This window comes from Sporosarcina limicola, from assembly GCF_014873855.1.
GTDB classification, from domain to species: domain Bacteria; phylum Bacillota; class Bacilli; order Bacillales_A; family Planococcaceae; genus Sporosarcina; species Sporosarcina limicola.
On record NZ_JADBEL010000016.1, the window covers coordinates 40844 to 65795 of the forward strand.

General features: G+C 44.0%; 28 protein-coding genes. 1 reads left to right on the forward strand and 27 read right to left on the reverse strand.

All coding sequences use genetic code 11. The annotated features are described in order from the left end of the window. Positions 1-178: 178 nt before the first annotated feature. The 17 genes from H4683_RS13790 to H4683_RS13870 all read right to left on the reverse strand — a co-directional run bounded on the left by H4683_RS13790 (position 179) and on the right by H4683_RS13870 (position 14598). On the reverse strand, positions 179-727 hold the full coding sequence (locus H4683_RS13790; RefSeq protein ID WP_192599404.1) for a TIGR01440 family protein: 549 nt from the start codon (positions 725-727) through the stop codon (positions 179-181). A gap of 20 nt (positions 728-747) precedes the next feature. Further along, complete coding sequence (rpiB, locus tag H4683_RS13795; RefSeq protein WP_192599405.1) at positions 748-1185, reverse strand: ribose 5-phosphate isomerase B; 438 nt, start codon at positions 1183-1185, stop codon at positions 748-750. A 193-nt stretch (positions 1186-1378) separates the two neighbouring features. Next, positions 1379-2674, reverse strand: coding sequence for a methyl-accepting chemotaxis protein (locus H4683_RS13800; protein ID WP_192599406.1), 1296 nt, complete (start codon positions 2672-2674; stop codon positions 1379-1381). Continuing rightward, on the reverse strand, positions 2671-3117 hold the full coding sequence (locus H4683_RS13805) for a low molecular weight protein arginine phosphatase (RefSeq protein ID WP_192599407.1): 447 nt from the start codon (positions 3115-3117) through the stop codon (positions 2671-2673). Before H4683_RS13805 ends, H4683_RS13800 begins: the two co-directional genes overlap by 4 nt. A gap of 58 nt (positions 3118-3175) precedes the next feature. Then, positions 3176-3676 carry a manganese efflux pump MntP gene (locus H4683_RS13810; RefSeq protein WP_225942098.1) on the reverse strand — a complete coding sequence of 167 codons (501 nt, stop codon included), beginning with the start codon at positions 3674-3676 and terminating at the stop codon, positions 3176-3178. Positions 3677-3748: 72 nt separating this feature from the next. Next, positions 3749-4777 (reverse strand): L-threonylcarbamoyladenylate synthase, encoded by a 1029-nt coding sequence (locus tag H4683_RS13815; protein WP_192599409.1) that lies wholly within the window; start codon positions 4775-4777, stop codon positions 3749-3751. Positions 4778-4837: 60 nt separating this feature from the next. Continuing rightward, positions 4838-5398 (reverse strand): stage II sporulation protein R, encoded by a 561-nt coding sequence (locus tag H4683_RS13820; protein ID WP_192599410.1) that lies wholly within the window; start codon positions 5396-5398, stop codon positions 4838-4840. Positions 5399-5442: 44 nt separating this feature from the next. After that, positions 5443-6360, reverse strand: coding sequence for a peptide chain release factor N(5)-glutamine methyltransferase (gene prmC, locus H4683_RS13825; protein WP_225942093.1), 918 nt, complete (start codon positions 6358-6360; stop codon positions 5443-5445). Then, positions 6290-7366 (reverse strand): peptide chain release factor 1, encoded by a 1077-nt coding sequence (gene prfA / locus H4683_RS13830; protein ID WP_192599411.1) that lies wholly within the window; start codon positions 7364-7366, stop codon positions 6290-6292. The genes prmC and prfA overlap by 71 nt, the downstream gene beginning before the upstream one ends. A 147-nt stretch (positions 7367-7513) precedes the next feature. Next, positions 7514-8110 (reverse strand): thymidine kinase, encoded by a 597-nt coding sequence (locus H4683_RS13835; RefSeq protein ID WP_192599412.1) that lies wholly within the window; start codon positions 8108-8110, stop codon positions 7514-7516. Between the two features lie 182 nt (positions 8111-8292). Next, positions 8293-8514: a 50S ribosomal protein L31 gene (rpmE, locus tag H4683_RS13840; RefSeq protein ID WP_192599413.1), complete on the reverse strand. Its 222-nt coding sequence runs from the start codon at positions 8512-8514 to the stop codon at positions 8293-8295. A gap of 200 nt (positions 8515-8714) precedes the next feature. Then, positions 8715-10004: a transcription termination factor Rho gene (gene rho / locus H4683_RS13845; protein WP_192599414.1), complete on the reverse strand. Its 1290-nt coding sequence runs from the start codon at positions 10002-10004 to the stop codon at positions 8715-8717. Between the two features lie 127 nt (positions 10005-10131). Then, entirely contained in the window at positions 10132-11097 is a 966-nt protein-coding gene (gene glpX, locus H4683_RS13850; RefSeq protein WP_192599415.1) for a class II fructose-bisphosphatase, read from the reverse strand. 153 nt (positions 11098-11250) lie between these two features. Next, the gene (locus tag H4683_RS13855; RefSeq protein WP_192599416.1) at positions 11251-12528 is read right to left on the reverse strand and encodes a UDP-N-acetylglucosamine 1-carboxyvinyltransferase; all 1278 of its coding nucleotides are present in this window, start codon (positions 12526-12528) and stop codon (positions 11251-11253) included. A 19-nt stretch (positions 12529-12547) separates the two neighbouring features. Next, positions 12548-13195: a fructose-6-phosphate aldolase gene (gene fsa / locus H4683_RS13860; protein ID WP_192599417.1), complete on the reverse strand. Its 648-nt coding sequence runs from the start codon at positions 13193-13195 to the stop codon at positions 12548-12550. A 76-nt stretch (positions 13196-13271) separates the two neighbouring features. Then, positions 13272-14129: a class II fructose-bisphosphate aldolase gene (locus H4683_RS13865; RefSeq protein WP_192599418.1), complete on the reverse strand. Its 858-nt coding sequence runs from the start codon at positions 14127-14129 to the stop codon at positions 13272-13274. 109 nt (positions 14130-14238) lie between these two features. Further along, positions 14239-14598, reverse strand: coding sequence for a response regulator (locus H4683_RS13870; RefSeq protein ID WP_192599419.1), 360 nt, complete (start codon positions 14596-14598; stop codon positions 14239-14241). Between the two features lie 143 nt (positions 14599-14741). Here H4683_RS13870 and H4683_RS13875 point away from each other — a divergent pair, with 143 nt between their 5' ends. Continuing rightward, positions 14742-15260, forward strand: coding sequence for a DUF2529 family protein (locus H4683_RS13875; protein WP_225942094.1), 519 nt, complete (start codon positions 14742-14744; stop codon positions 15258-15260). A 437-nt stretch (positions 15261-15697) separates the two neighbouring features. Here the strand turns inward: H4683_RS13875 and H4683_RS13880 are convergent, their stop codons facing one another. The 10 genes from H4683_RS13880 to H4683_RS13925 all read right to left on the reverse strand — a co-directional run bounded on the left by H4683_RS13880 (position 15698) and on the right by H4683_RS13925 (position 24826). Beyond that, on the reverse strand, positions 15698-17296 hold the full coding sequence (locus H4683_RS13880) for a CTP synthase (protein WP_192599420.1): 1599 nt from the start codon (positions 17294-17296) through the stop codon (positions 15698-15700). Between the two features lie 164 nt (positions 17297-17460). After that, entirely contained in the window at positions 17461-18003 is a 543-nt protein-coding gene (rpoE, locus tag H4683_RS13885; RefSeq protein WP_192599421.1) for a DNA-directed RNA polymerase subunit delta, read from the reverse strand. A 317-nt stretch (positions 18004-18320) separates the two neighbouring features. Beyond that, positions 18321-18458, reverse strand: coding sequence for a hypothetical protein (locus H4683_RS13890; protein WP_192599422.1), 138 nt, complete (start codon positions 18456-18458; stop codon positions 18321-18323). A gap of 220 nt (positions 18459-18678) precedes the next feature. Then, entirely contained in the window at positions 18679-18840 is a 162-nt protein-coding gene (locus H4683_RS13895; RefSeq protein ID WP_192599423.1) for a hypothetical protein, read from the reverse strand. Positions 18841-19457: 617 nt separating this feature from the next. Beyond that, entirely contained in the window at positions 19458-20084 is a 627-nt protein-coding gene (locus H4683_RS13900; protein ID WP_192599424.1) for a TetR/AcrR family transcriptional regulator, read from the reverse strand. 16 nt (positions 20085-20100) lie between these two features. Beyond that, positions 20101-21240, reverse strand: a complete 1140-nt coding sequence (locus H4683_RS13905; RefSeq protein ID WP_192599425.1) for an acyl-CoA dehydrogenase — start codon at positions 21238-21240, stop codon at positions 20101-20103. A gap of 145 nt (positions 21241-21385) precedes the next feature. Next, positions 21386-22522, reverse strand: coding sequence for an acyl-CoA dehydrogenase (locus tag H4683_RS13910; RefSeq protein WP_192599426.1), 1137 nt, complete (start codon positions 22520-22522; stop codon positions 21386-21388). A 15-nt stretch (positions 22523-22537) separates the two neighbouring features. Beyond that, positions 22538-23389, reverse strand: coding sequence for a 3-hydroxybutyryl-CoA dehydrogenase (locus tag H4683_RS13915; protein WP_192599427.1), 852 nt, complete (start codon positions 23387-23389; stop codon positions 22538-22540). Positions 23390-23394: 5 nt separating this feature from the next. Continuing rightward, positions 23395-23532: a hypothetical protein gene (locus H4683_RS13920; RefSeq protein ID WP_192599428.1), complete on the reverse strand. Its 138-nt coding sequence runs from the start codon at positions 23530-23532 to the stop codon at positions 23395-23397. 97 nt (positions 23533-23629) lie between these two features. After that, complete coding sequence (locus tag H4683_RS13925) at positions 23630-24826, reverse strand: acetyl-CoA C-acetyltransferase (protein ID WP_192599429.1); 1197 nt, start codon at positions 24824-24826, stop codon at positions 23630-23632. Positions 24827-24952 lie beyond the last annotated feature (126 nt).

Here is a 24952-nt window from a genome sequence, read left to right on the forward strand (position 1 = left end):
TCTTTTTAAAATCCGCGGCATTCGCCGAAGGCTTTAACTTTATTCAGCAGGGGTTTGAAACCCCCACTGATTTTGCTACGAACTTTGCAAAATCTCACCACTTATTGAAGTGGGAGACTTCTGCTGAATAAGGTTAAATTAATTTTCGACAACTCGATTTTTGATGTCGAAAAGCTAATTATTCTTTATAAAGCGCCCGTTTACCACCAATTAACTTCGGTCGTGTTGTAGCAATCGTGACAACTGCGTCACCTATTGTTCGAATCGACGTTCTAATTGGAACTGCAACTGGTTTCAAATGCATGCCAATCAATGTTTGTCCGATGTCAATACCAGCATCTGCACGGATTGATTCTACGACGACTGGTTCTTCCATATGCCGGTACGCATATGTGGACATGGAGCCTCCCGCATGGATCGCAGGAATAACCGAAACAGGATCCAGATTAAATTTTTGTGCTGCATGACGCTCAATCGTCAGTGCCCTGTTTATATGTTCGCAGCCTTGAAATGCGAGATACAGTTTATATTTTTCTGCAAAAGCTTTCAAGGGGCCATATAATGCTTCCCCGACTTCGAAAACGCCTGCAGTACCGATTCGTTTACCGACAATTTCAGAAGTCGAACAGCCGACGACGAACACCGTTCCTGGGACAGGAATGGCCTGTTCGGCCATTTCGGATAACAGTTGTTCAAGTTGAAGCTTCCATAAATTCAAAGCATCCACTATTTTTCCACCTGCCTTTTTCAGTCCTCAAGTTCCATTAATTTTTCAATTCTGCACTCGTGACGCCCACCTTCGAACGGTGTTTTTATCCAAGTCGCAACGATTTCTCTTGCGTGGCCAAAACCAATGACACGTTCACCCATTGCAAGCATGTTCGAATCATTATGTTGTCTTGTTGCTTTCGCGCTGAAAACATCATGGACAAGTGCACATCTGATTCCTTTTACTTTATTCGCAGCGATTGACATCCCAATTCCTGTGCCACAAATCAGAATACCACGGTCGAAGTTGCCCGACGCAACACCATTTGCTACAGGCGCCGCATAGTCCGGATAATCGACAGATTCGTCTGTATCCGGCCCTAAATCAACAAATTCCACCTCCATCTCCACTAATAACCGAATGATTTCACGACGAAGATTATTGCCGCCATGATCTGAAGAAATCGCGATTCTCATTGCGCCCCTCTTTTCATAATTTACTCACAACTCATTCTACCATTTTCCCGATAAAAAAACACAGCCCACTGTTAAATTGGGGCTGAAATTATTATTGCATAAGTTGAACGAAAGATCGCCGGCCCATTTATACTTGAATAGTTTAAACAAACGTGTCAAACAAGTATGTGTAATTCCAACTTAAATACACGAATTATTTTGTTCTATCAAATTGACTTATCACATCATAGAGCTCTTCAGATTGCTTCTTCAATTCGACAGCCATCGCATCCACCTGGTCAATGGATTGTACTTGTTCCTCTGTTGCCGCCCTAACTTCTTCAGAGCCTGCAGAAGTCTCCTCAGCGATTGCTGCGACTTCCTGTGATTGCTGTGCTGTTGTTTCAATATTCGTCAACTGATGTTCGACAAATTTTTTAATTTCAACAACAGATTCTGCCATATCATTCACCTTGGACGCCATCGCTTCGACGTTTTCACTAGTCTCATTCGCACGCTCCGCTTCAACTGCCGCGGTTTTCACTTGTTGTTCCATTTCTTTTACTACTTTAGATACATCTTTCTGGATTGTCGCAACGAGTCCTGAAATACCTTGTACTGCCCTCGCACTTTCATCCGCCAGAATACGGACCTCTTCTGCAACGATGGCGAATCCTTTACCATGTTCACCCGCACGCGCTGCCTCAATGGAAGCATTTAGTGCGAGTAAATTGGTCTGAGCTGCAATGTTCCCTACAAATTGAACGATTTCCCCGATTTTCTGTGCATTATTATCAAGCTGTCTAATCGTACCGAGTGACAGTTCACTTTGCATCGACATATTCCGAATGCCTTCAACAAGTGTGCGAAATACCTCTGTGGTACGGACGAGTTCCCCAAGCATCTCTTCTGAACGATGGGAAGAATCTTCAGACCGTTTACTCACTTCAACTGCAAGTAATCGGATATCTTCGATTGCTTCCGCTGTTTGTTGAATGGAGATTGCTGATTCTTCTGCACCTGAAGAAATCTGCATAATCGTTGATGCAACTGCATCCGCTTGTCTCGAAGCTTCCCCTGTTTCAGCCGACAATTTATCGACTGTGCTTGCAGTTTTTTCAAAGTTGGTCTCGATTTGACCTACAATTGTACGCAGATTGAGGACCATATGTTGAAACGCTTCCGCCACTGAGCGAATTTCATCGGATGAATTCGGAAGCTCAATATCTGCACCGATTTCCCCATTCGCAACTTTAATAGCCGCTTGCTCCAAGTTTTGTAAGGGTCTCACCAATATTATCCCGAATACTGCCGCCAGTACCCCTGACCAAAATATCCCCATTGTATACGTTATCACCGCAAACCAGATTGGATTGAAGTTCGGGAAAAACTGTGGCTGTAAAATATTAATAATCACTGCACTCGTCGTGTACGTGACAATAGCGAGTATCGTAACAAACAACACGAGTTTTATTTGTAATCCGAATTTCTTGGTTCTATTCCCTATCATTCTTTTCCCTCCACCAATTTCTGTTCAAGCACCTCGATTAGCTCTTGTAACTCATCAAATGTCCGGCGATACGTTTTGAGGTTCCCACCGAAAGGATCAAGCACATCACCCTTTGAGTCTGGTCGTACAAATTCTTTCAACGTGAACGTTTTCATTCCCACCTTGGGGTACATGTCGAGGAGAATAGATCTATGCGCTCCTGTCATTGTTAAAATGAGGTCAGCCCACTCCAAATCCTCGCTTGAAACGGCTCTAGATATAGGTGTATGCGGCATGTCCACTTCTTGAATAAGTGTTTGCGCATTTGAAGAAATCGGTCGCCCATTCTGCGCATGAATGCCTGCTGAGCGTACTGTTACATTGTCTAGCATTTTTGAGCGCAGGATTGCCTCAGCAATAGGACTCCTGCAAGTATTCCCTGTACAAACAAAATATATATTCATCGCTTCCACCTTCCATATACAGAATAACTGAGTTTTACGAATAAAGAAATAGTGAAATTCAACGAAAACATGACATTACACCCATAGTTATCAAAGCAAGACCAGCAAATCGTCTAATAGTATTTCCAGCTTTTAAGCCAAGCCGACTTTTAAATAGGAGCGCCGAATAAGAAAGTACGAGGGTAAATAATCCTGAGGCTGCGATGAAAAGGGTTTTATCCAACTGGAGCATTCCAAATGAGACACTTACTGAAAAATTGTCGAGGCTTACCGCAAGTGCAATGAGGAATGGATGTAGCTGTTTCGACGCTGAATTTGTATCGCTATCTTGCAGCAACATATGTATACCTATCAATGCGAGTAACACCCCTGATAACAGTCCGCTCCATGCAGTAAATAAATGGGTAGACAATTCTCCTGTGATGAATCCTAGAAAAGGCAATGTCATATTGAGAAATGAAGTCCAGAGTGCCAGAATAAGTTTTCCTTTTCTTATATTCATGAATGCATAGACGACTATTACATCAATTGATGTAATACCTGCGGCGAACAACTCCATCAAATTAACAACCTCCCAAGAAACGCATCAGTCCATCTTATGCGTTTCCCGGAGAGGTCATTCGTTTTCATTTCAGTCGGTGTAACGCTTGCCGTCTGCCGCTTTCATTAACCGGTTCATGACTGCGACACCGACGCCCGTCAAGTCTGTTTCGACCGCTAGAATGATGTCCGCCTTAGTCAGATCACATTGCCGGAGCGCTCGGTAAAGGTTGGCCGCCATCACTTCATTGTTATCACGTGGTCCAATAGCGAAGTACCAGTCCGCATCTATGATATCCAAATTATCCGGACCGATTATCGCGACACGCTTCCCTTCGGAATGGAATACCCTGACGGCTTCGCGGATTGCCTCTGCATCGGGTTCGATGACGAAGAGAGGAGCAATTGGCGCATAATGCATATACTTCATACCTGGAGATCGGGGTGCTTTTTCACTTATATCCGCACCTGCCGCATTTACCGGACCGACAATCTTTTCAATCATCTCCCGTGTCGTACCCCCTGGCCGCAATATGGTCGGCGGATTCGTAGTCATATCAAGTACCGTGGATTCCACCCCGATACCTGTTTTTCCACAATCTAGAATAAGAGGTATGAGTCCTTTCAAATCATCGTGGACATGAGAAGCCTCCGTGGGACTTGGTTTCCCGCTACGATTGGCGCTCGGGGCAGCGAGGGGTCCGTCGAGTGCACGAAGAAGTTCGAGAGCAACGAGATGATTCGGCATGCGAAGACCAACCGTTTCAACACCAGGTGTAACATTTGGTGCGATGATACCTGGAATCTTTTCAAAGACAAGTGTTAACGGCCCTGGCCAGAATGCGTCAATCAGCTCTTGTCCTTCTTCTGTTATGCCTGTCGCGTATTTTGTGACATCCTCTTTCTTGCCAATATGTACGATTAGCGGATTGTCAGACGGTCTTCCTTTAGCTTCAAAGATTTTTTGGACGGCTTGTTCATCCGTCGCAAGTGCACCGAGGCCATAGACCGTCTCCGTAGGAAAAGCGACGACACCACCATTCTTTAAAATATCCACAGCCTGTTTATATTTTTTTTCGTTATCCATAATGTTATCCACTAAAATTAGTTGCGTTTCCATAGGTTAAATCCCTTCTTATACACAGAATTTCATATTTATCCACAAAAAATGTGGATAAGCCTATTCAAATAACCCTTTTATCCACTCCCAAATGAAGAATGTCACTTTTTCTTCCTTGCCCTCTTCTTCATCATCCGGATAACAGATTTTCGGGAATACTGCACACCACCAGTTATCTCCACGTCCGCTACCAATTGTCAAAATATACGCGTCGTAAGTCGCTTGCGGGTGAATGAAAAGCCCGGAGCGTTTAGGCGGAAATAAGGCTTCCTTTCGTTCAAGGGAGACCGTTCTACCATTCGACATTGAACTTGCCACATCAAGGATTGTGCTTTCAAGTACAGCTAAGTTATCCCCAAGTTCCTTTTTCGACTGGGATGTATTGACTGCTTTTTCGATGAGAGGCTGAATCTTGCGCTGAATTTCCATTTTGATTTGTTGATCGACAGGGGCATCTGAATGGGCAAGAAGTCGAAAACGAATCGCATCTTCTTGAGCTGGCCCCGCTGTGAATAGCATAATAATAGACTGAATGATAATTAGCATGATAATTAGTTCGATATAGGGTACCACTTTTTCAAATCGTGTTTTAGTCCTCTTTATCTCGTAGTCTGGTAGCATTACTATCCCCTCCTACTCTGCATTGTTACCAGAGTAGGGGAAAGTTATTCATAAATCTTGCAATATATCATTCTGTCTTTACCATTTATATCTTTTACCGTTTCAACAGTCGCCTGAGGAAATGCTTCTTGGAATAGTTTATGCACAGCCTGACCCTGTAGGTAACCGATTTCGACTCCTATTAGTGATGGTCTGTTCATAAGTAGTGGTAGCGTTTCTGCAAGTTTTCTATAAAAGAAAAGCCCGTCTTCATCTGCGAATAAAGCACTATGTGGTTCATGATCAAGAACAGTCGCCGACATCTGTACCGCTTCTTCATGCGCAATATACGGTGGATTTGAAAGAATGACGTCCCATTTTTCGTTCGCAATCGGCGCAGCTAGATCCCCTTGCCGAAAATGGATATCGGCTTCATTAGTCTCTGCATTTTGCATCGCAACACAGAGCGCATCTTTACTTATATCCGTCGCTGTGACGTTTGCTTCAGGCCATTCTTTTTTGAATGAAACCGCGATAGCACCACTACCTGTTCCGATATCTGCCACTCGAATTGCTTTATTGTGAAAAAGGTTTCGACTACGTTCAATTGCACCATAGACGAGTTCTTCTGTTTCTGGACGAGGAATGAGGACATTTTCATCAACCTTGAATGGATATCCGTAAAAGTATTCGATGCCGATGACATATTGGACAGGCTTTCCTTCAAGTAGTTCGCCCGTTTTATTCCAAAAGGCTTTACGTTGTTCGTCAGTAAGCGGTTCACGTAAATCGGCGAGTAAAGAGGCACGATTTTTGTTTGTGATGAATTCCATCAAGATAGGCGCCATATTCGCTTCGAGTCCTTTTTCTTCTAATAAAGAAGAAGCCCGCTGGAGAGCTTCATAGATTTTTTCAATCATTGCGATCGAGGCTTTCGAGTCGATAGGCTTGTTCTTCCAGGATGAGTGCGTCAATGACTTCATCCATTTTCCCTTCGATGATCTGGTCGAGTTTCTGGATGGTTAGGCCAATACGGTGGTCAGTTACCCGGTTTTGCGGAAAATTATATGTGCGAATCCGTTCAGAACGATCACCTGTACCGACTGCTGATTTCCGTTTTTCATCGTATTTAGCTTGTGCTTCCCGGGTGATTTTATCGGAAATACGGGCCCTTAGTACTTTCATCGCTTTTTCTTTGTTTTTGATTTGCGATTTTTCATCCTGACATGAAACTGTGATACCTGTTGGTAAGTGGAACAAACGAACGGCAGACATTGTTGTATTAACAGATTGACCACCTGGACCTGATGAACAGAATGTATCGGTCCGGATATCTTTTTCATGGATGATGATTTCGACTTCTTCTGCTTCCGGAAGACATGCGACGGTCGCGGTCGATGTATGGGTCCGTCCGCCTGATTCCGTTTCTGGCACACGTTGCACACGATGCGCGCCATTTTCGAATTTCAACTTGGAGTAGGCCCCCTTGCCATTGATAAGGAAAATGATTTCCTTGAAACCGCCGAGTTCGGTTGGGGATGAATCCATTACTTCGACTTTCCAGTTATTCGTTTCCGCGTAACGGCTATACATGCGGAACAAACTTCCAGCGAATAACGCCGCCTCATCACCTCCTGCCGCACCTCGAATTTCCATGATAACGTTTTTATTGTCGTTCGGATCTTTCGGTACGAGCAATAATTTCAGCCGTACTTCCAGTGTTTCGATTTGTTCTTCAAGCTCGGACATTTCCATTTTCACGAGTTCTTTCATGTCATCGTCAAGCGGGTCGTTCAACATTTCTTTTGCATTGTCATAGTGTAAACGACCATTTTTGTATTCACGATACGTTTCAACCGTATCTTGTAGGTTAGATTGCTCTTTCGAATAGTCGCGAAGTTTGGTAATATCGCTCACGACATCAGGGTCACTTAGCAATTCATTTAAATGGTCGTATCGGTCTTCGACGACTTGAAGCCTTTCAAACATAGTGTACACCTCATTTTCAGGACTGTTTTGTACGTTCATTGTACGGGATACGGCTGGTTAAATACAGTTTTTTCTCCGCGGATGGCGAGTTGACAACGTGTCATCGCGATAAAACCCGTCCAGATTCTTCGGACGGGCCATTCAACTTTATTCTTTTACGGCTGATATGCCTTTTGGTACTTCGTGATGCTGGCGGCATCTTGGTTCGTATGCCTCTGAGGCTCCAACAAGGATGATTGGATCGTTATAGCCTGCTGGTGTGCCGTTGATGAGTCGTTGCGTCCTGCTTGATGGGGAGCCGCATACTGTACAGACGGCTTGTAGCTTTGTGACATGTTCAGCAACTGCCATTAGCTGAGGCATCGGTCCGAATGGTTCCCCGCGGAAATCCTGGTCAAGTCCGGCGACGATGACGCGGAATCCCCGGTCTGCTAATTCCATTGCTGCATCGACAATTCCTTCATCAAAAAATTGAGCTTCGTCGATTGCGATGACATCATAGTTATCTGAAATGAATTCTTTAATGTGAGTTGAACTAGCGATTGGATTGGCGATGATCGTTGTTCCATTATGGCTAACGACCGCCTCTTCACTATAACGGTCATCGATTTCTGGTTTGAATACTGCGATTTTTTGTTTCGCAAATTGGGCCCGGCGTATTCGACGTATCAATTCCTCCGATTTCCCTGAAAACATACTACCGCAAATAACTTCAATCCAGCCGCCTTGCATTGTTACGTACATGCCAATTCCCCTTTCGCCCAATTATGATCATATATAGATTCTCTCTATGTTCATTGGAATTTCTATCATACCCGAAGCCGCACCGAAATTAACGTCTTTTTTTCGTGCACTGCTATTTTATACAGATTACAAAAAGAAATACCCGTTAGGCGCATATGCACCTGACGGGTATTGCGAAAGCCTTATGCTTGGTCGCTAAGTTCTTCTTTAAGGCCATATTTTTTGTTGAAGCGGTCGACGCGGCCGTCCGCTGCAGCAAATTTCTGACGTCCAGTGTAGAATGGGTGACATTCTGAGCAAAGCTCAATTCGGATGTCCCCTTTTACAGAACCTGTTTCAAACGTGTTTCCACATGAACAAATAACAGTTGCTAATTTATAAGCTGGATGAATTCCTGCTTTCATCAATCTCTCTCCTCTCGCCCTGGACCATCTGGAACAGAGTTATATTATAGGGGTATTGCAAGACTGATGCCTTACACGGTCCGTATTTATCAACCGTATATGCAGCAGATGGCAGTTACCATACTTAAAGTATTATAACAAATTTGCTTTTCCCATGCAACTATTTTTATTGTCTATTTGGCGAAATTAACCCCAATCCCTTATAACAATCCCTTGCCATTACGATGGGCTTTCATTTCCTCATTGAGCTTATTAAAGAACTCTTCATTCGTTTTTGTCTGGCCCAGTTTTTTCATGAAACGTTCTGTAAAATCATGCGCACTGGAAAACGTTTTCCTGATTGCCCATAATCTATCCAGTTGGTCAGTTGGGATAAGCAACTCTTCTTTCCGTGTTCCTGAACGACGGATATCAAGTGCAGGAAAGATTCGACGCTCAGCCAGACTTCTGTCAAGATGAAGTTCCATGTTTCCTGTTCCTTTGAACTCTTCATAAATGACTTCGTCCATCCGGGAACCCGTATCTATCAATGCAGTCGCAAGAATCGTGAGACTACCGCCTTCTTCAAGATTACGTGCCGCACCAAAGAACCGTTTCGGACGATGGAATGCAGCCGGGTCGATCCCACCTGACAGTGTACGTCCACTCGGTGGAATGACAAGATTGTAAGCACGGGCAAGTCGTGTGATGGAGTCCATAAGGATGATAACATCCCGTTTGTGTTCCACAAGTCGCATCGCTCTTTCTAAGACAAGTTCAGCCACTTTGACATGATTCTCCGGTACTTCATCGAATGTCGAACTAACAACGTCAGCTTTAACTGAACGTTCGATATCCGTCACTTCTTCCGGTCTTTCATCAATAAGGAGAACAATCAATTCCGCTTCCGGATGATTAATGGAAATAGCGTTCGCAATTTCCTTAAGCAACATTGTTTTCCCTGCTTTTGGGGGTGCGACAACTAAACCACGCTGCCCGAAACCGACTGGCGAGACGAGATCCATAATACGTGCTGATAGTTTCGATGGATCTGTTATCGTTTCAAGCTTGATATGACGATCTGGATAAAGCGGTGTGAGCGCTGGGAAGTGGACACGTTCACGTGCGACTTCTGGATCTTCTCCATTGACCGCTTCTACCTGAAGGAGTCCATAATAACGTTCCGACTCTTTGGGAGGCCGAACTTTGCCTGACACTTTGTCCCCGTTTCGGAGGTCGAAGCGACGGATTTGCGAGGCGGAAATATAGATATCTTCCGAACTCGGAGAATAATTGATTGGGCGAAGGAAGCCGTATCCTTCCGATTGGATGATTTCAAGTACGCCTTCCAAGAAGAAAAAACCTTCCTGTTCGGCCCTTATTTTCAGGATTGCAAAGATTAATTCTCTTTTTGTTAGTTTTCCATAGTAGGCAATTTTGTACTGTTTCGCGAGGGCATATAACTCTTTTAGTGTCATATTTTCCAGCGCCGACAATGTCATTATCGTCATTTCTTGGCACCACTCTTTACGTTAATGGGTTTTTTACAGAGGTTTTCTCATCATTCGATAAGGGTTTACAAGTAGTTCCTGTGCAAGGGAAGATGCCCGACTTACAGCCGCCGGGCGATGAGGTCATTCAATCTTGCATAACGAGCAGAGGTTTTTTCTTCATGCTATGTCGGCCTTCCACAAACCGGATTGTTCCCGACTTTGAACGCATAACAAGTGAATGTGTCTCACTAAAACCGTCTTTGAATTGTACGCCTCGGAGTAGTTCTCCATCCGTTACGCCAGTTGCAGCAAAAATCGCATCGTCACCTTTTACGAGGTCATCCATATAGAGCACCTTGCTTACATCGATGCCCATTTTTTTGCATCGCTCGGCTTCCGCTTCATTGGAAGGGACAAGACGACCTTGGATTTCGCCGCCAAGACATTTCAATCCGACCGCAGCAATAACGCCTTCCGGTGCTCCACCAAGTCCAAACAGAATATCGACGCCTGTTTCGTCGAATGCAGTATTAATGGCTGCCGCCACGTCTCCATCATTTATAAGTTTGATACGTGCACCAGCAGCGCGAATTTCTTCGATGATTGCAGAATGGCGCTCCCTATTCAATACGGTCGCAACGACGTCTCCGATATCTTTGTTTTTAGCTTTGGCGACAGCATAAAGGTTATCTGTCACAGACGCATCGATATCGATTTTTCCGACCGCTTCTGGACCGACCGCAATTTTGTCCATATACATATCCGGTGCATTTAGAAGATTGCCTTTATCTGCGATCGCAATGACTGCTAGTGCATTCCAGCCCCCTGCCGCAACGATATTCGTTCCTTCAAGAGGGTCGACCGCAACATCCACTTCCGGGCCATAGCCCGTTCCAAGCGCTTCGCCGATGTAGAGCATAGGTGCCTCGTCCATTTCCCCTTCACCAATTACAACAATTCCTTGCATCGGGATTGTGTCAAATACGGTACGCATCGCTGTTGTTGCAGCGTCGTCCGCTTCATTTTTTAATCCGCGTCCCATCCAACGTGAAGCCGATACAGCTGCCGCCTCTGTGACACGAACTAATTCCATTGATAAACTTCGTTCCATTTGTGTTCCTCCCGTTTTACGAGTAAGCCCGTAGGATTTGCTACTTTTACAATTATATCATAGGGGCTGTTCAAAAAGTCTGGACTTGTACAGGTATATACAGACTTCCACCCTTTTTGAACTCTATATCCCAGTCATAACCAATACTTTTGGTTATTCATTGACTACAGCCTCTTCCGGAATTGTCACTTTTTGAATATCAGCACCAATTCCACGAAGTTTTTCGATGAGTGAACTATAGCCCCGCTCAATATGTTGGATTTCCTGAACTTCTGTCACTCCGTCAGCAATAAGCCCCGCAATGACCAGTGCTGCCCCTGCACGTAAATCCGATGCACGCACTGTAGCCGCCTGAAGTGGTGTCGATCCAGCTAGGATTGCAGAACGTCCTTCGACTCGTGCATCAGCATTCATCCTACGAAGTTCGTCAATCTGTTTGAATCTAGCCGGATAAATCGTATCTGTAATGACTGAAGAACCGGTTGCTTGTGTAAGCAAAACGGAAAATGGTTGCTGAAGATCCGTCGGAAAACCTGGATAGACAAGTGTTTTCACATCGACAGCTTGTAGATTTCTTGACTTTGGAATGAAGATCTGCTCTTCCCCTTCGACGATGTCGATGCCCATTTCCCGCAGTTTCGCCGTAAGTGCCTCGACATGGAATGGAATGACATTATCGATTGTAATGCCGTCGCCCGCAACAGCCGCCATAATCATGAACGTACCCGCTTCGATTCTATCTGGAATAATTGTATGCTTTGTTCCATGCAATTTATCCACACCTTCGATTCGAATGACATTCGTTCCTGCCCCTTTGATTTCAGCACCCATATTAGATAGCAACGTGGCGACATCGATGATTTCAGGCTCTTTTGCTGCATTTTCGATTGTCGTTCTCCCTTTTGCAAGTACCGCCGCCAACATAATATTGATTGTTGCACCAACACTCGCAACGTCTAAGTAGATTTTCGCGCCACGCAGTTCTTCCGCTCGCAAATAGATGGCTCCATGTTCGTTCGTCACTTTTGCACCAAGCGCCTCAAAACCTTTTATATGTTGATCAATCGGCCTTGGCCCTAGGTGGCATCCGCCTGGAAGTCCAATAACTGCGTTTTTAAACCGTCCAAGGATTGCACCCATCATATAGTAGGAAGCACGTAGTTTCTTAACATTCCCGTTTGGAAGAGGCATAGCAATCATTTCTGTCGGATCGATAATCATTTTCCCAGCGTTAAAATCGACTTTACCCCCGATATCTTCAAGTAACGCCTGAAGAGTCAAGACATCTGAAATTTCTGGAAGTCCTTCAATCGTTACGGGAGAATCAGCTAGTATAGAAGCCGGGATAAGGGCGACTGCACTATTTTTTGCTCCACTTACTTTAATTGTCCCTTTTAATGGTTTTCCACCTGTTATTTTATAAACATCCATACTATTCTCCTTTGATACATCACTTGTTCTTTCTAGTTTCCCAATCCGCAAGAAATGCTTCAATTCCTTTGTCTGTTAACGGATGGTTAAACAGTTGTTTCAACACGTTGAATGGTGTTGTTGCAATATGCGCCCCATGAAGTGCCGCATCCGTAATATGCTGCGGACTACGAATGGAGGCGGCGATAATCTCTGTTTTAAGTTCATGGATTGTGAAAATATCCGCGATTGTTCCAATAAGTGACATACCGTCTTGCCCGATATCATCAAGTCGTCCGAGGAATGGGGATACGTAAGTAGCGCCTGCACGCGCGGCTAGGAGTGCTTGGTTTGCGCTGAAGATGAGTGTTACATTCGTTTTGATGCCCTCTTTAGAGAACACTGAACAAGCTTTCAAACCTTCTGGTGTCATTGGTAATTTCACCGTGATGTTTGGAGCAATTTTAGCAAGTTCGCGTCCTTCCTTGATCATTCCTTCCGCATCGAGTGCGATGACTTCCGCACTAATAGAACCAGGGACAAGCGCAGAAATTTCACGCAATCTATCATGAAACGGTACGTCTTCCTTTGCGACGAGTGATGGATTTGTCGTAACTCCAGACAAAATTCCCCAGCTATGTGCTTCCTTAATTTCTTCGAAGTTTGCCGTATCAATGAAAAATTTCATTTATTATTCCTCCTTATATAATGGAAAAGAAGGAGAATGCATCATCAAAAAGATGCTTCTCCTTATTCTATCTCAATTATGCTTTTTGCGAGCTACCGAATTCGCGCATTTTACCAATGACCGTTTTTTTAATGGTTTCACGCATTGGAGCCAAGAATTTCCTTGGATCATACACTTCGGAATCAGCCGCAAGTATTTCACGTACTGTTTTTGTTCCTTCAATTTGGTTTTCTGTATTCACATTAATTTTCGCTGTTCCAAGTGAAATGGCTCGTTGAATATCTTTTGTTGGAATCCCTGTACCACCGTGCAGAACAAGAGGCAAATCAGATTGGCTTGAAATCTCTTCCATCTCTTTGAAGCCGAGGTTCGGTTCGCCTTTATAAGGACCATGTACCGATCCCAGTGCAGGTGCAAGGCAGTCAATTGATGTCTTTTCGACAAGTTCATTACATTCCGCAGGGTTCGCATAAATAACGCCTTCAGCAATTATATCATCTTCTTGACCACCGACGACACCTAGCTCCGCTTCTACGGAAATACCACGTTCATGTGCATATGCCACAACTTTTTTCGTAATTTCAATATTTTCCACAAGTGGTTTCGATGAAGCGTCAATCATAACGGAAGTAAAGCCTGCGTCAATCGCTTCTTTGCATTTTTCGAAACTTGAACCATGATCAAGATGAATTGCAACAGGAACTGTTGTCTGGTAGTCATGCATCAATCCTTTTACCATATTGACGACCGTTGTGAAACCGCCCATATAACGTGCCGCGCCTTCTGAAACGCCAAGAATCACAGGTGATTGTTCTTCCTGTGCTGCCTGCAAAATCGCTTGTATATATTCAAGGTTATTCAAATTGAACTGACCAATAGCATAGCCTTCTTTTTTTCCTTTAATCATCATTTCTTTCATAGAAACGAGTCCCATGCGAATTCCTCCTTTGGATATCGAAATGAAAACTTTGTGTATGCGTTTATCTTTTATTTACCTCTATTATCATATCAAAAACAGACAGTGTTTACCACTGTCTGCTTTGTCAGTTTTCAAACATCGCGATGACTGCATCACGGACCTCATAAATATCGAATGGTTTTGTAAAATATTTTACCGCGCCAATTTCCAACGCATCGTCAATCAGTTCGATTTCTCCATAAGCAGTCATCATGATTACCGGAACTTCTGGCCAACCGCTTTTCAATCTTTTCAACACTTCGATTCCGTCGATTCCAGGCATCTTCATATCGAGAAGTACACAGCCCGGGACTTCTTCTTCTAATGCTTGAAGTGCTTCCATTCCATTCGCGGCAAGCCGCGTCTTAAACCCTTCTTGGCGAAACACTTCGTCAAGAAGAAGTCGGATGCCTGTTTGATCGTCTACGATTAACAAACTTTTCAATACGCACCCCTTCTTCCTTATATCTCACTAAGTTGTATACTAATACTTATTTGACAAATCATTGTTATTTCCTTCTTTTTTCGAATGAATAACTTTTTGCTTTCCCTATGATTAATTCTTATACTTGGCTAGAGGTGGTAATTATGAAAATATTGACGACACAAATCGGTGGACTTTTCCAACGGATTGCAACAAACAATGAAGAGTCGATTGAAGAAACAGCCCGTCTTCTAGCACAAGCGACCATCGGAGAAGGCCGTGTCATTTTTGCAGGATTTGATGAAATGGAAGCCGTCACTGTTACAGCACTTTGTAGCATAGAACCTTTTAGTGGGGGCATTCGCTACATGGAAGATATGGAAGTTGAAAAAGCTGACCGTGTCTGGCTACTCACACGCTCCTCAACGGATCCACGTGCACTCGGACTAGCGCGATTACTTGCTGACCGATTCATCCCGTTTGCTGCACTCTCTGCAGATAAAACGAACGAAGCTAATGAACTTGCTAACCTTGCCTATACCTATATCCCGACTGCCCTTATAAAAGGGTTACTACCTGGCGATAATGGCGAACGCATTGTACAACCACACACAATGGCCGCTTTATTTGTGTACGAGGCTGTAAAGTTGGCGTATGATGAAATGCTGTCTGATGAAAATTGAGTGCTTTGGGAGTGGAATTGGTCGCTTAATTTGAAGATTGGTCGTTTTGGGAGCGGAATTGGTCGCTTAATTTGAAGATTGGTCGCTTTGGGAGCGGGATTGGTCGTTTGATTTGAAGATTGGTCGCTTTGGGAGTGGAATTGGTCGCTTAATTTGAAGATTGGTCGCTTTGGGAGTGGAATTGGTCGCTTTTACAGTAAAATATTCCCGATTTAATGGATTGTGGCGAGTTCAAAAACTTATACTTATCCTTTGAAAAAAGCTACACAGAAATGGAGAATTCCACTTTTGTGCAGCTTTTATACTATCTATATAAGTTGAACGAAAGATCATCGGCCCATTTATACTTGAATAGTTGAAACAAACGCGTCAAACAAGCATATGTAGAATCAACAAAAGTGTAAAACTTAAATTCAACTTATATAGTGCTTCTTTCTTCATTTCCCTGCAAGCGCCGCCCTGATAAATTCGCGAATTAGCGGTTGTGGACGTGTCGGGCGTGATGCAAATTCCGGATGGAACTGGACGCCGATGAAAAACGGATGGTCTTTCAATTCCATGATTTCGACAAGCTGGTCGTCTGGGCTTAGTCCCGAGAGGATAAAACCTGCTGCCTCAAATTGTTCACGGTAGGCGTTGTTGAATTCATAGCGATGACGATGGCGTTCATTAACCAATTCCTCACCATATGCCGCACGTGCTTTTGTTCCTTCTTTTAATTTACATGGATACGCGCCAAGTCGGAAGAACTCATCTGGATTGCCACTGCCATCATTGTCAGGGTGATTATCAATGATTTTGTCTTTCGTATCTGCATCGAACTCTGCTGAATGTGCATTTTCAATTCCCAGAACATTACGAGCGAATTCGACTGCGGCCAACTGCATGCCAAGGCTGATTCCGAAGAATGGTACGTTGTTCTTGCGTGCATAGGTGATGGCCTCAATTTTCCCATCGATGCCGCGATCTCCAAAGCCGCCCGGTACAAGGATCCCGTCAGCGTCCCCAAGTAATTCAGCCGCATTTTCCGGTGTTACATCTTCCGAGTTGATCCAATTCACTTCAATGTCTGCATCAAAGCCATAGCCTGCATGACGAAGCGCTTCGACCGCTGAAATGTAAGCATCCTGTAGCTCAACGTATTTACCAACAAGTGCGATTTTCACTTTTTTCGAAAGGGATTTCACACGAGATACCAATTCTTTGATTTCCGTCAAATCCGGCTCTTTTGTTTCAATTTCAAGGAAGTCACAAACGAGTTTGTCCATATGCTGCTCATGCAATCTAAGCGGAACTTCGTATAATGTCTCAGCATCGAGTGCTTCGATTACTTCTTCAGGTTTGATGTTACAGAATAACGCGATTTTATCTTTCATTTCTTGTGGAACCGGATATTCACTACGTACGACAATCATATTTGGCTGAATGCCAATACTTCGTAACTCTTTTACACTATGTTGTGTCGGCTTCGTTTTAAGTTCGCCTGCCGCCTGTAGATAAGGAACGAGTGTGTTATGAATGTACATGACATCATTTTTCCCAAGATCCGTTTTCATCTGACGGATTGCTTCAAGATATGGGAGAGATTCGATATCACCAACACTACCGCCGATTTCAGTGATGACGACGTCCGCATTACTCTCTTCTCCAGCCCGTTTGATAAGGCTTTTGATTTCATTCGTGATGTGCGGGATAACTTGGACTGTTGCTCCTTTATATTCACCGCTACGTTCTTTTTTTAGTACGGAAGAATAAACTTTCCCCATCGTGACATTCGAGAATTTGTTCAACTTGATATCGATGAAACGTTCGTAATGACCGATGTCGAGATCTGTTTCCGCACCGTCTTCCGTGACGAAAACTTCTCCATGCTGGTAGGGGCTCATCATTCTCGGATCGACGTTGATGTACGGGTCGAATTTCTGATTTGTTACTTGAAGACCACGGCTTTTCAATAGTCGTCCAAGTGATGCTGCGTTGATGCCTTTACCAAGTGACGAAACGACGCCCCCAGTTACGAAAATATACTTTGTCATGTTAAACTCCTCCGCTCTTTTTTTGTTTCGATGAGTGTGGGAAAACTAAAAAGCGCCCCATCCGTAGTTATTGTCTACAGGGGGAGCGCATATGCACTGGTTCATGTGTCCTTTTTAAGGAGCCCAGTAAAATCTTATAGTTTCAGACGGATGAAGTCAAGTAATTATTCTTCGATTTCCTCTTCCTCTTCCTCATCCTCTTCATCTTCCATGTCTAAATCGGCATCATCCGGGATGATTTCAAGCTCATCATCAGGATCGAGGAGATCCACTTCGATTTCGACGATTTCATCCTCTTCCTCTTCATCGTCATCGAGCAGCTCATCAAATTCTTCGTCAAACAGCTCGTCCTCTTCTTCATCGTCTTCGTCTTCGTCCTCTTCTTCCAGTACGGCTTTCTTCTTTTTCTTCTTGCGCACCTTCACAACAGGGGCTGTCTCAACTTCGATTTGATCAACTGGATACCATTCGCGGAGACCCCAACGGTTGTCATTGATGGCTAGGAATCTGCCATCGATGTTCATGTCCGTATAAAACTGTTGCAGTCTTCCTTTCATCTCTTTTTCAGTTACGCCTGTGAGCTTACGGACTTCATCCATCAGCTGCTGTAATGTTAGTGGTTCTCGTTTTTCAGTTAAGATTGCAAAGACGATGTCAATCATCGACTCTTCCGACAGTTGTTCTTTTGTCATTTCTCGGATTTTCAATTAACGCACGTCCTTTCTGTGAACAGAAGCATACTTACCATTATATACAATGCAGTACGGAATATGCTACAAACTTATTTAATTCATTTGCCTACTAGTAGTGTTTGAAATTTGTATCTCTTACTTGCAAATGCTTTCTCGATGTTTAGACCTGTAATTTGCTAGTACATATGTCTTAACGCCAATCCTGATTAAGTTGTAAAATACTATCCAACAGATAATGGAATCGCTTGTCATTCGTGCAGTTCGAAGAGGGATTTGAGGAAATCAGGAAATTTGTAAGGTGGAAGCATAGGAATATGGAATAATTTGTTCATTTAAAGTGTTAGTCCGAGATTTGCAAGTTGTTGAATAGATGTAGCACCTGATTTGTTTCTCATAACAAAGTATCTGTTACCATTCTTGATTAACATTTTCATCTTTTTAGGGAAAAGTCCAGAAGGCTCCTGACTCATTATTCACATCCCTCTTTTATCATACACAGTTAAGTATCATCTGATAATCTTATTACAATGGTATACGGAAAACACAAAGGTATCAAATGATACTTTTGTGTTTCGTCCATGCTTATTCATCTATGCTCACTTTTGTGTATGGGTCACTCGCAAAGTTATAATGCAATTCAGACAATAATGCGAGATCATTTGTTTAGCTATAGTAATCCCGACAACACGTTCACCTTTTACTCTTTTTGAAATTCCGATATTCTTTTACGCAAATAAAGCCTAAATAGATTCCAGCAAGTAAAAATGGAATTGCACCGAAACCGTCATTATAAAGAAATATAATAAGTGTTACTATAACAGCTATGATTAATAGATGGTGATAAAGTTTCATACGGCACCTCTTTCTAATCGTTCCTTTTATTATACATAGGAATAACAATCAGCGACAATGGAAGACCGCAGAACCCGAAAAAATAACCGCAAATAGTAAGGTTTGGGGTTTGTCACCGCCTTGAGGTGGGTTATCACCGTCTTGAGCTACTTTATCACCGCCTTGGGGTGGGTTATCACCGTCTTGAGCTACTTTATCACCGCCTTGGGGTGGGTTATCACCGTCTTGAGCTACTTTATCACCGCCTTGGGGTGAGTTATCACCGTCTTGAGCTACTTTATCACCGCCTAAAGATGACGATGCAAAACGTTTATCGACGGCATTCGACTCCGTGACGCTTTATAGCGAAAATCCAGATGAGCCGCCCAGACATTTACGGAAAAGTAAGTAGTGATGATGATTTGGAATAATAACGTTCTGTTTATTTGTTTTTATGAATTGTGCATAGGATGTTTCCCAATCGAGGTCACATTTTTCATTCAACACAGCTACGACTGCTGCGTTGTGGGATGAAAACCTGGATGAAATGCCTATATACAAAACGGATATGATGCTTTGGTTGGTAAATTTCTACTTTTGCCATTTATAGAACACCCCTTTGCGTGAATGCATACCCTTTACAACGGTTCCCCTACCAGCCCTTTGATAAGCTGATCCGTTTGAATACGAATGTATTCTTCAATTGAATAATCACGATTTAACGCCCATCTACGGAATGACCACATCTGTCCTTGTACAGCGATATGATGTGCAGCGATTCCGATTTCCCCTTCAGCGATACGTAATTCCCCTGATGCTACACAGGATTTCAGCAGTTTTTCAAACAAGGCCACCATTTTCATCTCTTTTTCCAAAACGTATTGCAATGCATCCTTCGGGAGTGCTTTTGACTCTTGATACATGACAAGAATTTCGTCAGACATATCATCTACCAACTGGAAGTATTGTTTGATGGCTACTTGTAGGCCTTCAATGGTTCCAAGCTGAATTTGCAGTAATGATAGTCGACCATGTACTTCGTCGTAGATGCTATCACAGACGAGATATAAGACATCTTCTTTTGTCCGAATATATTCGTAAAGCGTTCCGATACTGAAGCCCGCCTCTTTCGCAATTTCACGGGTCGTTGTACGGTGAAACCCTTTTTCTATAAATAGTTTCACCGCACCACGAATGATCTGTTCACGCCTTTTTTCAATAAGCCCTTCATCTTTGACGGACGATTTTACTTCGCGTTTTGTCAACCTGTTGCACCCCCAGTCATTTCGTTAACATTCGGGAGATAACAAGACGTTGAATTTCTTGAGTACCTTCGTAAATTTGTGTGATTTTAGCATCACGCATGAAGCGCTCGACCGGATAATCTTTTGTATAGCCATAACCGCCGAATATTTGAACAGCTTCTGTTGTTACTTTCATCGCTGAATCTCCAGCCATTAGTTTGGCCATTGCGGATGCTTTTCCATAGGGTAAGTTATTCGATTCAAGCCAAGCTGCTTGGTACGTCAACAATCTAGATGCTTCTGTTGCAGTTGCCATGTCCGCAAGTTTGAAGCCAACACCTTGATTGGCAGCGATTGGTTTACCGAACTGCACACGCTCTTTTGCGTAGTCGACAGATGCGTCAAGTGCACCTTGTGCGATGCCAACAGCTTGGGCAGCAATTCCGTTTCGACCACCGTCAAGTGTTTTCATGGCGATGATGAAACCTTGACCTTCTTCCCCGAGAAGATTTTCTTTTGGTACGCGGCAGTTGTCAAACATGATTTCTGTTGTTGGTGATGAACGAATGCCGAGTTTGCGTTCTTTCTTACCGACTGAGAAACCAGGATACTCTTTTTCAACGATAAACGCGCTTGTGCCTTTATGTTTTGACTCTGGATCTGTTACTGCGAAGACGATGTACGTATCGGCAATTCCGCCGTTTGTAATGAAAATCTTCGAACCGTTTAGAATGTAGTCATCGCCGTCAAGTTTTGCAGTTGTTTTCATGCCGCCTGCGTCAGATCCGGAAGCTGGCTCCGTTAACCCGTAAGCGCCCATTTTTGTACCTTCCGCCATTGGACGAAGATATTTCTGCTTTTGTTCTTCGGTACCATATTTAAATACAGGCCAGCCAGCGAGTGAGGTATGTGCGGAAAGTGTTACGCCTGTTGATGCACAGACGCGTGATAATTCTTCTACTGCGATAACGTATGCAAGATAGTCACTGCCGATGCCGCCGTACTCTTCCGGCCAAGGGATTCCTGTTAGGCCAAGTTCTGCCATTTTTTTGAAGATATCCATATCAAAGCGCTCTTCTTCGTCGCGTTCTGCCGCTGTTGGAGCGACCTCGTTTTCAGCGAAGTCGCGCACCATTTTACGAATCATTTCATGTTCTTCAGATAGTTTAAAGTCCATTTTAGTTCCCACCTTTTTTTTAGTTCGATTTGTTCTAACGTCAACTTTCGAATTCTAACGCCAACTTTTCGATTCTAACGTCAACTTTTCGATTCTAACGTCAACTTTTCGAAGTTCAACGCCAACTCCAGATTTAATCAGCCAGTTATTTTGTCAAATGTTTTGAAATAACGATACGTTGGATTTCGCTTGTTCCTTCGTAAATTTGGGTTACTTTGGCGTCGCGGAAATAGCGTTCGACTGGGTAGTCTTCCGTATAGCCGTAGCCACCGAATACTTGAACGGCTTCGATTGCACAGTCCATCGCAGTTTGGGAGGCGAAAAGTTTGGCCATAGATGCTTCTTTTCCGCAAGAAAGGCCTTCTGACCGAAGTTGAGCGGCGCGGTAGACCAGTAATCTTGCTGCCTCGACTGCGGTTGCCATATCCGCAAGTTTGAAACCTATTCCTTGTTGAGCAGCAATTGGCTTGCCGAATTGGGTGCGTTCTTTCGCGTAATCCACAGCTGCTTCAAGTGCCGCTTCTGCGATGCCGAGCGATTGGGCGGCGATGCCGATTCGACCTACATCTAGGTTTGCCATCGCGATTTTGAATCCTTCGCCTTCTTCGCCAAGTCGATTTTCTACAGGTACTTTCATCGCTTCGAATGTCAATTGAACTGTTCGCGAGCCATGAAGTCCCATTTTATCTTCGTCTTTACCGATGATAAGGCCGGGCGTGTCTTTATCGACAATAAATGCTGTAATGCCGTATGTCCCTTTGGCTGGCTCCGTCGATGCAAACACGATGTATACATCCGCTTCCCCACCATTTGTGATAAAAACTTTTGAGCCGTTCAAAACGTAGTGATTCCCTTCTTTCACGGCGCGTGTTTTTAACGAACCCGCGTCTGAGCCTGCTGACGATTCCGTAAGACAGAAAGCACCGAGGTATTCGCCGCTTGCCATTTTCGGAAGGTAATGCGCTTTCTGTTGTTCATTCCCGAAATACATGATCGGGTTCGTGCCAACAGATGTATGAACGGAGAGAATGACGCCAACAACGGCGCTCACTTTCGATAGTTCATGGATGGCGCTAATATAGGAAATGAAATCCATGCCTGCGCCGCCGTATTCTTCGGGAACGGTAATTCCCATGAGGCCAAGTTTCCCCATCTTCTTCAAGACTTCACGTGGAAATTCGCCCGCTTCCATTCGTGGGATGAACGGCTCGATTTCTGTCTTCGCAAAGTTTCGTACCATGTCACGTATCATCTGTTGTTCTTCGGTGAAATGTAAGTCCATTAAGTTCGTTCCCCTTTAGCTATATACGTAGAAACCGCGGCCTGACTTCTTCCCTAACCAACCGGCATTGACATATTTTCTGAGTAGTGGGCACGGACGATATTTTGAATCGCCGAAGCCTTCGTGCAATGTTTCCATAATATACAAACATGTATCTAGACCAATGAAATCTGCTAGTTGAAGGGGTCCCATTGGATGGTTCATGCCCAACTTCATCACGTCATCAATCGATTCCTTCGTTGCAACGCCTTCATAAAGCGTGTAAATTGCTTCGTTGATCATCGGCATAAGGATGCGGTTTGCTACAAATCCTGGGAAGTCATTTACTTCGACGGGTACTTTTGCTAGCTTCTTAGTCATGTCTTCAACTGCTTTGTAAACTTCGTCGGTTGTCGCAAGTCCACGGATGATTTCAACGAGTTTCATGACGGGTACTGGGTTCATGAAATGCATGCCGATTACTTTTTCTGGACGGTTCGTCGCAGCAGCAATTTCCGTGATTGAAAGTGAGGATGTATTGGATGCAAGGATGGCGGTTTCTTGTGCGATGCCATCTAGTTGTGTGAAAATCGATTTTTTGATTGCCATATTTTCGACTGCTGCTTCAATGATGATATCGACGTCGGATGCATCTTGGAGATCGAGTGATTTTGTTATGCGGCCAAGCACCGCATTTTTTTCATCCTCCGTCATCCGTCCTTTTTCGACGTTACGCGATAGGTTTTTCGTGATAACCGCGAGTCCTTTTGCGTAGGATTCTTCTTTAATATCATTCAGTTTCACATCGAAGCCGGCTTGGGCGCATACTTGTGCGATGCCGCCGCCCATTTGTCCTGCTCCGATGACCATCACTTTTTTGATTTCCATTAGGTTCATTCCTCCATCTTAGTGTGATTTATATCCTTCATTTCCAGGTTTTTATCTGTCGATTCCTGCGTTTTATCCATCAAATTCAAAGTTATATCCGTCACATTTAGCTTTATATCCGTCAAGTTCACAACTTTATCCACAAAAAGTAACCTTTGAACTACGATTGGTTCCTCTTCATTTTAGTTGCTCAGGAAAATCTGTATCTACACTTATTTCAGCCAATCCAGTTAGTAAAGTTTATTCAGATTTCGCTACATCTATCATGATTGCGTCGCCTTGTCCGCCACCTGAACAGATGGATGCGATGCCGATTCCGCCACCACGACGTTTTAGTTCGTAAGCAAGTGTTAGGATGATACGCGCTCCACTTGCGCCGATTGGGTGTCCGAGTGCGACTGCTCCACCGTTGACATTTACTTTTTCCATATCCAGTCCCGCGATTTGCGAGCTTGCCAGAGCAACTGCAGCGAATGCTTCGTTGATTTCAAACAGGTCGATGTCTTCAAGCTTTTTGCCAGTCTTTTTCAGTAGTTCATTAATGACAAGTCCCGGGGTTTGTGGGAAGTTTTCAGGTTCAATTGCCACTTCAGCATGGCCGATAATGGTTGCGAGTGGCGTTTTTCCTTCTCGTTGTGCACGCGCTTCATTCATTAACACAAGTGCGCAGGCTCCGTCGTTAACGCCTGGTGCGTTTCCAGCTGTAATCGTGCCATCTTTGCCGAATGCCGGTCGCAATTTCGCAAGGGATTCAAGAGATGTATCGCGGCGAGGAGCTTCGTCCGTATCGACATTCACGGGGTCACCTTTTCGCTGTGGAATTTCGACTGCCACAATTTCTTCAGCGAATAAACCTTGATCAATCGCTTGCAATGCACGTTCATGACTACGTAGTGACCATTCATCTTGTGCAACGCGAGTTAATGAAAAAGCATCGGCAATGCTGTTTCCATAGGTCCCCATGTGGACGCGATTCGGTGAGAATGAACATGTGAGCCCATCATAGATCATGCCATCGACAAGTTGCGCATCGCCCATTTTCAAGCCGAATCGCCCTTGTGGTAAATAATACGGCGCATTGGACATCGATTCCATTCCACCTGCGACGATGACTTCTTCGTCACCTAGACGGATAAGTTGGTCGCCGAGTGTGACGCTGCGCATGCCAGATGCACATACTTTGTTGATGGTTTCCGTTTTCACTGACCATGGAAGTCCTGCTTTCGTTGCCGCTTGTCTGGACGGGATTTGTCCTTGACCTGCTTGTAAAACCGTCCCAATGATTACTTCGCCTACTTCATGTTGTTTTACATCTGCACGGCTCAATGCTTCTTTAATCGCAATGCCGCCAAGATCACTTGCTGTCATGGATTGCAGTGCACCGCCTAATTTCGCGAAAGGGGTGCGCGCGCCATCGATAATAACTGTTCTGGTCAAACGTATCGCCTCCAATAGAATTTTTGACAGCGTTTTCATTTTGAATTAATTCAAGTGACTGAACGCTCGCTCGACATTGGTGTAAAGAAAAAGGGAGCGAATTCACTCCCTTAATCTCGTAAGTTA